Here is a 13189-nt window from a genome sequence, read left to right on the forward strand (position 1 = left end):
AAGCCTTCCCTTTCACGGAAGGCTTTCTTTTGTGTCAACTAAACGTCAGCCCGTCGTATTTTTTCCAACGGTAATTTATTGCAGAAATAATCCAGCAGCCGATAAAGACGCCAATAATCGCAAACCCGACATTCCCCATATGGTCACTCAACTCGCTGACGGTATCCCACAAACCACCCTGAAGCGAAAATGCGTCAGAGAGAAGCCCCAGCGCCTCCAGCCCGCCAATAAAAAGCGCAACAATTACCGAGGTCCCGGTGATGGTCATATTGTAATAGAGCTTACGCTGCGGCTTATTGAATGCCCATCCGTAGGCCTCAACCATCAGGATACTGTCAAGGCAGTCAATCAGCGCCATGCCGCAGGTAAACAGCGCCGGGAACACGAGAATTGACCACACCGACATGCCACTGGATGCGCTTGAAGCAGAAATTCCGAGCAGAGAAATTTCAGTAGCGGTATCAAAACCCAGTCCAAACAAAAAGCCGACAAAATACATATGCCAGTCTTTGCCTACCAGCCGAAACGCCGAGCGGAAAAGCCAGTTCAGCGGGCCTGAAACTGTCATTTCCTCTGTGGTGCCATCGTAAGTACCGGTGCGTTTTAGTTGACGAAAAGCCTTCCAGACATGGCAGAAAATAACGAGATTAATGGTAGCCAGAATCAGCAGAAATACGGCAGAGACCGTGGTACCTATCAGACCGCCGACATTCTGAAACCATGCCATGTGTTGCTTAAACACGCTGGTGGTCAACGCAATGCCAATGCTTGCCAGTACCACAATGGTAGAATGCCCCAGAGAAAACCAGGCTCCCGTCGTCAGGGCACGTTTTTTCTGCTGCATGAGTTTACGCGTAGCGCTATCTATCGCGGCGATATGATCGGCATCAACAGCATGGCGCAAACCATAGCACCACGCGATCAAACTAAGCGCCAGTAACGACGTGTTGTTGCTAAACGCGCTGTAAGCCCACAGCCACGCCACGATGTTTGCCCCGATGAGTAAGACCATCAACAAAATAATGTTCGGGCGTTTTTTTAATAAAAAAAACAATGCGTTCATTGCTCCCAGCCTGTCAAATTTGCGCTAGACAACACACCACACCGCCGTTCAATGATTGATTAATAAACATTTACCAGGCTAATGATAACTCTAAAGAATTACCAGCCCAGTGTCGTAGATCAAAATTGATTACCCCCAAAAGCGAGTTCCGCGCTCGCTAACTCTGCGATGCGCAGGGGGATCGTGGCGCAGTCCCCTTCTTGCAGAAACCAGGCAGACGACAACCCACACCAGGCAATAATCCACATCAGCAAACGCTGCCGTTCAATCCTCGCGATTTCAGACACAATATTTACCCGTTGTGTGAATTTTTCTGGCTCAATGGCGACAGGTTTGGTGGGGTCGGCAAGATCGGGATTAGTAAAAATATTGGCGTAATCAAAGCCACGCTCGCCCACCAGCCCTTTAGGATCGATAGCCAGCCATCCTTTCGTTCCGAAATCAAGAATATTGCCGTGGTGTAAGTCACCGTGCAATACGACTTCATTCTGGGGAGAGGAGAGCAATACGTTTGCCACCTCTGCACAATGCGTCAGGATGCCGCCATGCTTTTTTGCGGCAGGAGCCAGATCGCGAAACCAATAAAGTAGCGGTGTTAACGCAGGCGTTGAAGCATTCCGGGGGAGATGGAGTCGACTGGCTGCATGGCAAATAATGCGACAGGCCTGCGCATCATTGCCGGACCAGGACATGTCCGCTAAAGACCCCGCCCCTGTTGCACGTTCTAACAGAATCGCCCCTGCTGCATGAGCAAGCACTTTCGCAGCACCATTCCCGTTCCACCAGACCATTAGTTCGCAGCCGTTTCGTTCACTGTCATCGTCGGTGAGTTTGAGTATGGCTTTCTGACCATCTTTGGTCACCACGGGCAAAAGCTGTGATGTGTGCGTCTCAAGCGGTTGGCCATCAGGAGTAAGTCCCCAACGGCTGAGCCATGTGTTGAACAGACTATTTTCCAAACATTATCCTCATTTTTTTCGCCGTAAATGCCCCTCGACAGGGACGGTGTAGACATTATTCCTGCTTTCTGCTGGTTGGGCCACAACGACCCACGCCCACCATTCCTGGCTTATCGTGTAGAGCACTAAAGGGCACACCCTTGCGTATCGGTGTGCCATGCTGACTGTGTTTTTTCAATAGAGGAAGACACGATGATCACGTTATGCAAAGCCTGTGGAACATCCTATGAGGTGGCAGACGCCCTTCCTGAACATTGCGATATCTGCCAGGACGAACGTCAGTATGTCCCCGCGACCGGACAGGAATGGGTCGATTTTGCCGCACTTTGTGCTTCGCACACAAATAAGTGGCGGCAACATGACAGCACCCTCCTCAGCATCCGCACCGTTCCTGGTTTTGCAATTGATCAACGGGCGTTTATTCTGCGTACTCCGGAAGGCAATATTTTATGGGACTGCATTGCCACGCTCGACGACGCCACAAAAATGCTAATAACGTCCCTGGGCGGGCTTAAGGCCATCGCGATTTCGCATCCTCATTACTACACCACCATGCAAGACTGGGCTGACGAATTTAACGCTCCCATTTATCTCCATGCCAACGACCGCAAGTGGGTAATGCGCGACAGCCCGTGGATTAAATTTTGGGATGGCGACACCCTGGAACTGACACGCGACGTCAGTGTGATACGCCTTGGCGGACACTTTGCTGGCGGCTGCGTTCTGCACTGGGCGCGAGATGAAGGCGTGGTGCTTTCCGGCGATATCGTTCAGGTCACCCCTGGGGCGCATGCCGTCTCTTTTATGTGGAGCTACCCCAATATGTTGCCACTGCCAGCCGCAACGGTCAGCGACATTACCCACCGCCTGAGTACGGTGAAATTTAAGCAACTCTATGGCGCGTTTGAAGGGAAAGACATAACGAAAAATGCCGATGACATCGTGCAGCGCTCAGGTGAAAAGTACGTTTCCTGTCTCAAGTAAGCAGGCTGCCTGTCACTGACGTTCACCAGGATGAAATGGGATAGAAATGATAGGCCGCTCCGATGACAGACACATTCACTATCACACTGATAATGAAGTAGGTTTTGAATGGCTGTTTTTGTGTTTTATGGCGAAAGAGTTGTTGAGCGGCTATCGCGCCCCCCCACCCGCCAACAACGCCAAACAGCAGCAAAGTGGACTCTGGTACTCGGCGCCAGGCCCTGCGCGCTGCCATTTTATCCGCACCGTACATTGCCAACGTCAGTATGTTGGCGAGCAAAAACCATATAACAAAGGGATGCGAGGTGAAAATGCAGCCTAACGCTGCGAAAATAAGTAGTAAATAACAACAGCGATTGAAATTCATATTTTTATATCACAGCAATTTTGAGAGTATCGGTGAGCATTATATTATGTATTCGGTGATTTTTTATGAAGAAGCTGTTTGTACAGTTTTATCTCCTGCTGTTTGTCTGCTTTCTGGTGATGACCCTGCTGGTCGGCCTGGTCTATAAATTCACCGCAGAGCGCGCAGGCAGACAATCGCTTGACGATTTAATGAAAAGCTCGTTATACCTGATGCGCAGCGAGCTTCGCGAGATCCCGCCACGTGACTGGGGTAAAACGCTGAAGGAGATGGATTTGAACCTCTCCTTTGACCTGCGCGTTGAACCGCTAAATAAGTACACGCTGGACGTTCAAACAATGCAACGTTTGCGCGAAGGCGATATCGTGGCGCTTGACGATCAATACACATTTATTCAACGGATCCCACGCAGCCATTACGTGCTGGCCGTCGGCCCACTTCCTTATCTCTATTTTCTTCATCAAATGCGCTTGCTGGACATCGCGTTGATGGCATTTATTGCCATCTCGCTGGCCTTTCCGGTACTTATCTGGATGCGTCCGCACTGGCAGGAAATGCTGCGACTGGAAGCTGCTGCACAGCGTTTTGGGGAAGGACATCTGGGCGAACGCCTCCATTTTGACAGCGGTTCCAGCTTTGAGCGATTGGGTATCGCGTTTAACCAGATGGCAGACAATATCAATGCGCTAATCGCCAGTAAGAAACAACTTATCGATGGCATTGCCCATGAGCTTCGTACCCCACTGGTACGCTTACGTTACCGGCTGGAAATGAGTGATAACCTCACCGCGCAGGAATCCCAGGCGCTAAATCGCGATATTGGCCAACTGGAAGGGTTAATCGAAGAATTACTGACCTATGCCCGGCTGGACCGCCCGCAAAATGAACTGAAGCTCAGCGTACCAGACCTGGCCGTTTGGCTGACAACCCATCTGGAGGATGTGCAAAGCGTAAACCCTGAGCGTGCGGTGCGCTTACGCCATCTTAATATTGGCGACTACGGCGCGCTGGATATGCGCCTGATGGAGCGCGTACTGGATAATCTACTGAATAACGCCCTGCGCTATTGCCAGTCTACGGTGCAAGCGAGTCTGTTATTGAATGGCAATCAGGCGACGCTGGTTGTGGAAGATGACGGTCCCGGTATTGCTCCAGACGCCCGCGAACAGGTTTTTGAACCGTTTGTACGCCTTGACCCCAGCCGTGACCGGGCGACCGGTGGTTGCGGGCTTGGGCTAGCCATTGTTCACTCGATCGCATTGGCTATGGGCGGTACAGTCGTCTGTGATGAAAGTGAACTCGGCGGCGCCCGCTTTTGTTTCAGTTGGTCCGTCTGGCATAACATTCCTGAAATTTCAGCTGCCTGACCCATTCGGCTCGGTGGTCAAATGGTGGAGGTTGTGCTATAAAAAAGTATGTTGTAACTAAAATGGTAAATCTATGGCCCGTTACGATCTCGTCGACCGCCTGAACGGCACCTTCCGCCAGATGGAGCAAGAGCTGGCGCTTCTGAACGACAATCTGTTGCAGCAGACGCTGCTGATTGCGCGCGTCTTCTCGTTACCGGAAGTGGTCAAAGAGGCAGAGCATGCTCCACTGCAGAACATTGATGTTAAGCAGCATTTAGGTAAAGAGGCTGAAACGCTGGCGCTACGCCACTATCGTCATCTGTTTATCCAGCAACAGTCCGAGAATCGTAGCAGCAAAGCGGCCGTCCGCCTGCCAGGCGTACTGTGTTATCAGGTAGATAACGCAGCTCAGCGCGCTCTGGAAGAGCAAATACAGCGTATTAACCAGCTAAAAACCACCTTCGAGCGCATTGTCACGGTTGAATCAGGGCTGGCACCGGCAGCGCGTTTTGAATGGGTGCATCGCCACCTGCCGGGACTGATTACGCTGAATGCCTATCGTACGCTCACCCTTGTCAGAGAACCTGCCACCCTGCGATTTGGCTGGGCCAACAAGCACATTATTAAAAATCTGAAACGCGATGAAGTACTGCAACAACTGGAAAAAAGCCTGACGTCGCCGCGCAGCGTACATCCCTGGACGCGGGAAGAGTGGCAGGCGAAACTTGAACGGGAATATCAGGATGTCGCCGCCCTGGGCCAGCAGGCGCGCCTGAAGATTAAACGGCCGGTAAAAGTGCAGCCCATCGCCCGCGTCTGGTACAAAGGAGAACAAAAGCAGGTGCAATATGCCTGCCCGACGCCCTTGATCGCGTTGCTCAACAATGAAAACGGCATGACCGTACCAGATATCGGCGAGTTACTGAATTATGATGCCGACAATGTTCAGCATCGTTATAAACCTCAGGCGCAGCCGTTGAGATTGATTATTCCCCGGCTGCACCTGTACTACGTTGCGGATTAACTGCCTGGCCGCATACTGCCAACCATCAGTTCCGGGCGTACCCAGCTGTCAAACTCCGCTTCGGTTAGATACCCCAGCGCCAGGGCGGAGGCTTTTAACGTCAGCCCCTCTTTGTGCGCCTTTTTGGCAATTTCAGCGGCTTTATCATAACCGATATGGGTATTGAGCGCGGTCACCAGCATTAGCGACTCGTTGAGCAGTTGATCGATTCGTTCACGATTAGGCTCGATTCCTGTCGCGCAGTGCTCGTTAAAGCTTTCCATACCGTCAGCCAGCAGACGCACCGACTGCAGGAAATTGTGGATGACCATCGGACGGTAAACGTTGAGCTCAAAATTACCTGACGCTCCGCCCATGTTGATGGCGACATCGTTGCCCATTACCTGACAGCAAAGCATGGTCAGCGCTTCACACTGGGTAGGATTGACCTTACCCGGCATAATGGAGCTGCCCGGTTCATTTTCTGGAATCGAAATTTCACCAATCCCGCAACGCGGACCGGATGCCAGCCAGCGCACATCGTTGGCGATTTTCATCAGCGACGCCGCCAGCCCTTTTAGCGCGCCGTGGGCGTGAACCAGAGCATCGCAGGTGGCTAGCGCTTCAAATTTATTCGGTGCGGTAACGAACGGCGCACAGGTAATGTCCCGCAATTCATCCGCGACCCGACGGGCATATTCCGGATGCGTGTTCAGTCCGGTCCCTACCGCGGTTCCCCCCAGCGCCAGTTCCGCCACGTGGGGTAAGCTGTTTTCAATGTGTCTGAGGTTATGTTCAAGCATTGCCACCCAGCCGGAAATCTCCTGGCCAAGCGTAAGCGGGGTTGCATCTTGCAGATGTGTACGACCAATTTTGACGATATCCGCGAAAGCGTGTGATTTATCACTGAGCGTTTTGGTTAAGACATTTAACTGCGGGATCAGTGAGTTACGCAGCGCCAGCAGCGCGGCAACGTGCATTGCGGTCGGGAACACATCATTCGAGCTTTGGCTTTTATTAACATCATCGTTGGGGTGAACTTTCCGTTCCATCCCCCGCACGCCGCCCAGCAACTCGCTGGCCCGGTTTGCCAGCACCTCGTTCATGTTCATATTGCTTTGTGTACCTGACCCGGTTTGCCAGATGGCCAGCGGAAACTCATCGCGGTGTTTATCCGCCAACACCTCATCTGCGGCCTGCATAATAGCCCTGGCTTTATCCTCCGCCAGCAGCCCGAGATCCTGGTTAACCTTTGCTGCGGCGCGTTTCGTCAGCGCCAGCGCATGGATCAGCGAGACCGGCATTTTCTCCGTAGAGATACGAAAATGCTCCAGCGAACGTTGGGTTTGCGCGCCCCAAAGCTTATCGGCTGGAACATCAATCTCCCCCATTGAATCATTCTCGCGGCGTACCGTTACCATTACCTGCTCCTTACATTAACAATTGATTAGGTTATGTTTCGACATTGCCCATTTGCATTGGTCTTATGAGTATTAACGAGGATTAATCTGTCGTTTGGTGGTTCGTGCGGTAAAAAAAACCGCCCCGAAGGGCGGCTGACGTTACTTAACGCAGCGTGCGCACTGCGACGTCTGAATCTGCTTGAAGAAATCGTTGCCTTTGTCATCCACCAGGATAAACGCCGGGAAATCTTCCACTTCGATTTTCCAGATGGCTTCCATCCCCAGTTCAGGGTATTCCACACACTCCAGACTTTTGATACTGCCCTGGGCCAGCACCGCTGCCGGGCCGCCGATACTGCCTAAGTAGAAGCCGCCATGCTTATGACAGGCATCGGTCACCTGCTGGCTGCGGTTGCCTTTCGCCAGCATGATCATACTGCCACCTGCGGACTGAAGCTGGTCAACATACGAATCCATACGCCCTGCCGTGGTTGGTCCAAGCGAACCAGAGGCATAGCCTTCCGGCGTTTTTGCCGGGCCAGCGTAATAGATCGGATGATCTTTAACATACTGCGGCAAACTTTCGCCGTTATCCAGCCGTTCTTTCAGTTTCGCATGCGCAATATCACGGCCAACAATAATGGTACCGTTAAGCGACAGACGTGTAGAAACCGGGTACTGCGACAGCTGAGCCAGGATCTCTTTCATCGGACGATTGAGGTCAACGCGTACCGCTTCGCCTTCTCCCGCCTGGCGCAACTCTTCTGGTATATATTTGCCTGGATTATGCTCCAGTTTTTCGATCCAGATACCTTCACGGTTGATCTTAGCTTTGATATTTCGATCGGCTGAGCAAGAAACGCCCATACCAACCGGACACGACGCACCGTGACGCGGCAGGCGGATCACGCGGATATCATGAGCGAAATACTTCCCGCCGAACTGCGCGCCCAGCCCCAAATTCTGTGCCTCAATCAGCAGCTCTTTTTCCAGCTCCACATCGCGGAAAGCCTGACCATGTTCGTTACCTTCGGTCGGCAGCTCATCGTAATATTTAGCCGACGCCAGTTTCACCGTTTTCAGCGTGGCTTCCGCTGACGTTCCACCGATCACAAACGCAATGTGATACGGCGGACAGGCCGCTGTTCCCAGCGTTCGCATCTTCTCAACCAGGTAATTTTTTAATTTGCCCGGCGTGAGCAGCGCTTTGGTCTCCTGGTACAGATAGGTTTTGTTCGCCGAACCACCGCCTTTGGCAATACACAGGAATTTGTATTCATCGCCATCGACGGTATACAAATCTATCTGTGCCGGCAGGTTGGTACCGGTGTTCACCTCTTTATACATATCCAGCGCGGCGTTTTGTGAATAGCGCAGGTTGTCTTCGATGTAGGTGTTATACACACCGCGCGCCAGCGCAGCTTCATCCCCGCAGCCGGTCCAGACGCGCTGACCTTTTTTACCCACGATAATCGCGGTGCCGGTGTCCTGACAGGTCGGCAAAATACCTTTTGCCGCAATATCAGAGTTCCGCAGGAATTGCAGGGCCACATATTTGTCGTTTTCGCTGGCCTCCGGGTCACGCAGAATGTCGGCCACCTGCTGCTGATGCGCAGGACGCAGCATAAACGATGCATCATGGAAGGCCTGACGAGCCAGCAGCGTTAAGGCTTGCGGCGCGACTTTAACAATCTCCTGCCCTTCAAATTCGGCAACGGAGACATGGTCGCTGGTCAGCAGATAGTATTCGGTATCATCCTTTTTGAGGGGGAAAGGATGCTGATAATGAAAGGGTTTGTTTGACATTGTGTTCTCACTTACTGCTCGGTCTGGTTATTCTCTGGGCAGATGTTCCATTGCCCTGCTTCCCTGCCGCAGGTCGGGTTGTAGAAGGAAAGGCTTTCTGCAACCGGAATTACTCAGGGTATTAAAAGCGAGTCACCATATCCTACACAATTTTTTAACAAAAACTGAGACAAGTACGACTTTTTACATGTGCAGGTTACTTCGCTAAGGGTTTCTTGGTTTAATAGCCGAAGAAAATTCCACATTGAAACAGGGCTTGAGAATGCAAAAACTCATCAACTCAGTGCAGAACTACGCCTGGGGAAGTAAAACTGCGTTAACGGAACTTTATGGGATTGCCAACCCCACTCAGCAACCGATGGCTGAGCTGTGGATGGGCGCGCATCCGAAAAGCAGTTCGCAGGTTCTGAACGCTGACGGCCAGACGGTCGCTCTGCGTGATGTCATCGAACACGATAAATCCGCACTGTTAGGCGATGCTGTTGCGAAACGCTTTGGTGAACTGCCTTTCCTGTTTAAAGTGCTGTGCGCCGCGCAACCTCTTTCGATTCAGGTTCATCCTAACAAGCACAACTCTGAAATCGGATTTGCCAAAGAAAACGCGGCGGGGATCCCGATGGATGCCGCAGAGCGCAATTACAAAGATCCTAACCACAAACCGGAACTGGTTTTTGCTTTGACACCGTTCCTGGCGATGAACGCATTCCGCGAGTTCTCTGACATTGTCGCATTGTTACAACCGGTTTCCGCCGCGCATCCGGCTATTGCGCATTTCCTGCAGGAACCGAGCGCGGAACGTCTGAGCTATCTTTTCGCCAGCTTGCTGAATATGCAGGATGAGGAGAAATCCCATGCGCTGGCGATCCTGAAATCGGCGCTGAACAGCCAGCAGGGTGAACCGTGGCAAACCATTCGCCTGATCGCCGATTTCTATCCGAATGACAGCGGGCTCTTCTCCCCGCTGCTGCTCAATGTGGTGAAGCTCAATCCTGGCGAAGCGATGTTCTTATTTGCCGAAACCCCACACGCCTACCTGCAAGGTGTGGCGCTGGAGGTAATGGCTAACTCGGACAACGTGCTGCGCGCTGGACTGACGCCAAAATACATTGATATCCCGGAGCTGGTCGCCAACGTTAAGTTTGTCGCCAAGCCAGCCAATCAACTGCTGACCACGCCAGTTAAGACTGACAGCGAACTGGACTTCCCCATTCCGGTCGACGATTTCGCGTTCTCCTTGCATGAACTGACCGCCAATGGCGCAGATATCAGCCAGCAAAGTGCGGCCATTTTGTTCTGCATCGAAGGTGAAGCTGTGCTGAGCAAGGGCGAGCAGCGTCTGGTGCTGCAGCCGGGTGAGTCGGCCTTTATTAGCGCGAATGAATCGCCGGTAAACGTCAGCGGCACGGGCCGTTTAGCTCGGGTTTATAACAAGCTGTAGCAAGATACTGATATTTTTAACAACTCTTGCTAAGCTGTAGTGAGTTAAAGACATGTCACTCCTCCAGGCGTCTTCAAACGCCTGGTTTTATTTTATGGATATCAAAATGAAAAAATCGCTGGTAGCTGCGGGTGTGGTGGTTGCACTGGGTATCGTCTGGACGGGCGGCGCCTGGTACACAGGAAAGAAACTCGAAACGCATCTCGCCGAGATGGTGACGCAGGCAAACGATCAGTTAAAACGCTACTCCCCAGAGGCGGGCATTGAACTGAGTTATCAAAACTACCAGCGCGGCGTGTTCAATAGCCAACTGCAGTTGGTGGTGAAACCTGTTGCCGGGCAGGCAGATTCCTGGCTGAAACCGGGACAAAGCATCGTCCTGAATGAAACCGTTGATCACGGTCCTTTCCCGCTGGCTCAGCTGAAATCACTGAATCTTGTTCCGGCAATGGCCTCCGTGAAAACGACGCTGGTCAATAACGACGTGACGAAACCGCTGTTTGATATTGCCAAAGGTGAGACGCCATTCATCATTAATTCCCGTATTGGCTACAGTGGGGATACCCGTTCCGATCTCTCCCTCAAACCGCTGAACTACGAGAAAGTCGACGAAAAAGTGGCCTTTAGTGGCGGGGAGTTCCAGTTTACGGCAGATAAGGATGGTAATGCAGTGTCGCTGACTGGCGAGGCGCAAAGTGGCCTGGTCAATGCCGTCAATGAGTATGATCAGAAAGTACAAGTTACTTTCAATAACCTGAAAACTGAAGGTTCCAGCAGTATCGCAAGCTTTGGTGAGCGCATCGGCGATCAGAAATTGTCCCTCGAAAAACTGTCGATTTCAGTCGAGGGCAAAGAGCTGGCGGTGCTGGAAGGCATGGGTATCGATGGCAAATCCGATCTGATTAACGATGGCAAAACCGTCAACAGCCAGTTGGATTACACCCTGAACAGCCTGAAATTGCAGGGCCAGGATATGGGGAGCGGTAAGCTGACGTTAAAAGTTGGCCAGATTGACGGTGAAGCACTGCACCAGTTCAGCCAGCAGTACAGCGCCCAAACCAAAGCGCTGATGGCGCAGATTGATGTGGTGCAAAATCCTGAGCTTTATCAGCAGAAAGTCACCGAAGCCTTCTTTAATGCGCTACCGATTCTGATGAAAGGCGAACCGGTTGTCACCATTGCTCCACTGAGCTGGAAGAATGCAAAAGGTGAAACCACATTTAATCTGTCACTGCTGCTAAAAGATCCGACCGCAAACACGGTGGAGCCGCAAACGCTGGCCCAGGAAGTGGATCGTTCCGTCAAATCGCTGGATGCGAAACTGACCATCCCTGTCGATATGGCGACTGAGTTCATGACGCAAATTGCCAAACTGGAAGGATATCAGCAGGAAGAAGCGGCTGGTCTGGCGAAGCAACAGGTTAATGGCCTGGCGGCGATGGGGCAGATGTTCCGCATTACGACTTTGCAGGACAACGTTATCGGCACCAGCCTGCAATACGCAAACGGCCAGGTGACGCTGAACGGACAAAAAATGCCGCTGGATGAGTTTGTGGGTATGTTCGGTATGCCTTCTCTTACACAGCCGGATGCCCCTGCCATCCCGCAACAATAATCACTCGTCAGTGACAGGCCCGATAACAGTGTTTATCGGGCTTTTTTATTTCGCCGCCACCAGACGAGCGGAAAGCGTCAGATTGCGTGAATGACCTTCATCGTGGGCAATGCGTTGTAGCATACGTTCAGCAAGGGTGTATCCCATTTCACGCGCAGGCGAACAGGCCCAGGTAATCGGGATATCGTCCAACGCGTTTTCCGCCACATCAGCGAATCCGGCCAACGATATTTGCTGTTCGAAATAGCGATCGACACCAATTTCACCACTCTGACGTCCTGCTCTCATCAGGCCAAACCAGGCGCCTATGGCGATTATTTCGTTGTAGCACACCACCGCGCTGATCGTGGGATTGCGGCGTAACAGCGCCGTTACCTCTTCTGCGGCCTGCTTCTGGCTGGATGAGCACTCCAGCACCCAGTCGCTATGAAACGGTAAACCATATTTTAGTAAAGTTGCACAATAGCCGCCGACGCGCTCAGCACGAGTCAATGAAGAACTCTGCCCGCCCAGCCAGGCAATACGCTGGTGTCCGTGGCGGATAAGATGTTCAACCAGTAACTGTGCAGCCTGCATGTTATCGGGCCTGACGGTGTCTGCGTCATCCATGTAGCTGGCGCGTGATGCAAATACCACCGGGATCCCTTTATCAGCGGCCAACTGTTGCAGCGCATCACTGCTGCCAGCGGCCCCGGCAATGACCACGCCATCCACCCCCTGGTTGAGTAACATCGCGAAACGCTGCGCCAGCTGCTCCCCATCTTTACCGCCGTGCAGTAAGAAGACCATGCGCCCCTGCGCTTCTAACGCCTCCGTCAGACCCGCCGTCAGCTCGGCGTAAAACGGCGTTGAAAGATCGCGTACAATCAAACCAACTACTCCGCTCTGCCCACCGCGCAGCGCTGATGCCTGGCGGTTACGCACAAACCCCAGTTGCTCAATAGCAGCATTCACCCGCTCCCCAGTCGCTGATGAAATTCGCCCTTTTCCACTGAGCACCAATGAGACGGTGCTGACCGAAACCCCCGCAGCCAGCGCAACATCATGGATGGTTATTTTTTTGGCTATAGCCATAAAAACAGAAAACTCCCTGATAACGTGACGGATAAAACGTTTTATCAATCACTTATATTTATACCCCCTATTATCGTTCGATAATGTGATTTATACCGCACTAAAATTAGGTAAAACGTTTTATCTTC

The 13189-nt window shown here is 52.2% G+C and carries 11 protein-coding genes; 5 read left to right on the forward strand and 6 right to left on the reverse strand.

Translation table 11 applies throughout. The annotated features are described in order from the left end of the window. Positions 1-34: 34 nt before the first annotated feature. A complete protein-coding gene (locus HVZ39_RS13510) occupies positions 35-1063 on the reverse strand; it encodes a HoxN/HupN/NixA family nickel/cobalt transporter (protein WP_181632537.1) in 1029 nt (342 codons plus the stop codon). 119 nt (positions 1064-1182) lie between these two features. Continuing rightward, positions 1183-2022, reverse strand: a complete 840-nt coding sequence (locus tag HVZ39_RS13515) for an aminoglycoside phosphotransferase family protein (RefSeq protein ID WP_181632538.1) — start codon at positions 2020-2022, stop codon at positions 1183-1185. A 192-nt stretch (positions 2023-2214) separates the two neighbouring features. Here HVZ39_RS13515 and HVZ39_RS13520 point away from each other — a divergent pair, with 192 nt between their 5' ends. Further along, positions 2215-3006, forward strand: coding sequence for an MBL fold hydrolase (locus tag HVZ39_RS13520; protein ID WP_019076747.1), 792 nt, complete (start codon positions 2215-2217; stop codon positions 3004-3006). Between the two features lie 22 nt (positions 3007-3028). Here the strand turns inward: HVZ39_RS13520 and HVZ39_RS13525 are convergent, their stop codons facing one another. Then, positions 3029-3373, reverse strand: a complete 345-nt coding sequence (locus HVZ39_RS13525) for a DUF1294 domain-containing protein (protein WP_049041453.1) — start codon at positions 3371-3373, stop codon at positions 3029-3031. A 65-nt stretch (positions 3374-3438) separates the two neighbouring features. Here HVZ39_RS13525 and rstB point away from each other — a divergent pair, with 65 nt between their 5' ends. Continuing rightward, entirely contained in the window at positions 3439-4740 is a 1302-nt protein-coding gene (gene rstB, locus HVZ39_RS13530; RefSeq protein ID WP_131405897.1) for a two-component system sensor histidine kinase RstB, read from the forward strand. Positions 4741-4813: 73 nt separating this feature from the next. Continuing rightward, positions 4814-5746, forward strand: a complete 933-nt coding sequence (tus, locus tag HVZ39_RS13535; RefSeq protein WP_181632539.1) for a DNA replication terminus site-binding protein — start codon at positions 4814-4816, stop codon at positions 5744-5746. On the opposite strand, the gene fumC is transcribed toward tus, so the two are convergent. Both fumC and fumB read right to left on the reverse strand, forming a co-directional pair. Continuing rightward, the gene (gene fumC / locus HVZ39_RS13540; RefSeq protein ID WP_181220461.1) at positions 5743-7146 is read right to left on the reverse strand and encodes a class II fumarate hydratase; all 1404 of its coding nucleotides are present in this window, start codon (positions 7144-7146) and stop codon (positions 5743-5745) included. The genes tus and fumC overlap by 4 nt on opposite strands. Before the next feature lie 141 nt (positions 7147-7287). Next, positions 7288-8934, reverse strand: a complete 1647-nt coding sequence (fumB, locus tag HVZ39_RS13545) for a class I fumarate hydratase (protein WP_181632540.1) — start codon at positions 8932-8934, stop codon at positions 7288-7290. A gap of 262 nt (positions 8935-9196) precedes the next feature. On the opposite strand from fumB, the gene manA reads away from it, so the two are divergent. Then, on the forward strand, positions 9197-10372 hold the full coding sequence (manA, locus tag HVZ39_RS13550; protein WP_019076743.1) for a mannose-6-phosphate isomerase: 1176 nt from the start codon (positions 9197-9199) through the stop codon (positions 10370-10372). A 106-nt stretch (positions 10373-10478) separates the two neighbouring features. After that, positions 10479-11987, forward strand: coding sequence for a YdgA family protein (locus HVZ39_RS13555; RefSeq protein ID WP_181632541.1), 1509 nt, complete (start codon positions 10479-10481; stop codon positions 11985-11987). A 45-nt stretch (positions 11988-12032) separates the two neighbouring features. Here the strand turns inward: HVZ39_RS13555 and HVZ39_RS13560 are convergent, their stop codons facing one another. Beyond that, positions 12033-13061, reverse strand: a complete 1029-nt coding sequence (locus HVZ39_RS13560; RefSeq protein WP_016153014.1) for a Mal regulon transcriptional regulator MalI — start codon at positions 13059-13061, stop codon at positions 12033-12035. Positions 13062-13189 lie beyond the last annotated feature (128 nt).

It is taken from the genome of Citrobacter sp. RHB35-C21, from assembly GCF_013816515.1.
Taxonomy (GTDB): domain Bacteria; phylum Pseudomonadota; class Gammaproteobacteria; order Enterobacterales; family Enterobacteriaceae; genus Citrobacter; species Citrobacter braakii.

Coding starts and splice junctions, on each gene's coding strand:
- fumB (WP_181632540.1), bottom strand. CDS start 8,934: ATGTCAAACAAACCCTTTCATTATCAGCATCCTTTCCCCCTCAAAAAG.
- fumC (WP_181220461.1), bottom strand. CDS start 7,146: ATGGTAACGGTACGCCGCGAGAATGATTCAATGGGGGAGATTGATGTT.
- manA (WP_019076743.1), top strand. CDS start 9,197: ATGCAAAAACTCATCAACTCAGTGCAGAACTACGCCTGGGGAAGTAAA.
- HVZ39_RS13520 (WP_019076747.1), top strand. CDS start 2,215: ATGATCACGTTATGCAAAGCCTGTGGAACATCCTATGAGGTGGCAGAC.
- HVZ39_RS13560 (WP_016153014.1), bottom strand. CDS start 13,061: ATGGCTATAGCCAAAAAAATAACCATCCATGATGTTGCGCTGGCTGCG.
- HVZ39_RS13510 (WP_181632537.1), bottom strand. CDS start 1,063: ATGAACGCATTGTTTTTTTTATTAAAAAAACGCCCGAACATTATTTTG.
- HVZ39_RS13555 (WP_181632541.1), top strand. CDS start 10,479: ATGAAAAAATCGCTGGTAGCTGCGGGTGTGGTGGTTGCACTGGGTATC.
- tus (WP_181632539.1), top strand. CDS start 4,814: ATGGCCCGTTACGATCTCGTCGACCGCCTGAACGGCACCTTCCGCCAG.
- HVZ39_RS13525 (WP_049041453.1), bottom strand. CDS start 3,373: ATGAATTTCAATCGCTGTTGTTATTTACTACTTATTTTCGCAGCGTTA.
- rstB (WP_131405897.1), top strand. CDS start 3,439: ATGAAGAAGCTGTTTGTACAGTTTTATCTCCTGCTGTTTGTCTGCTTT.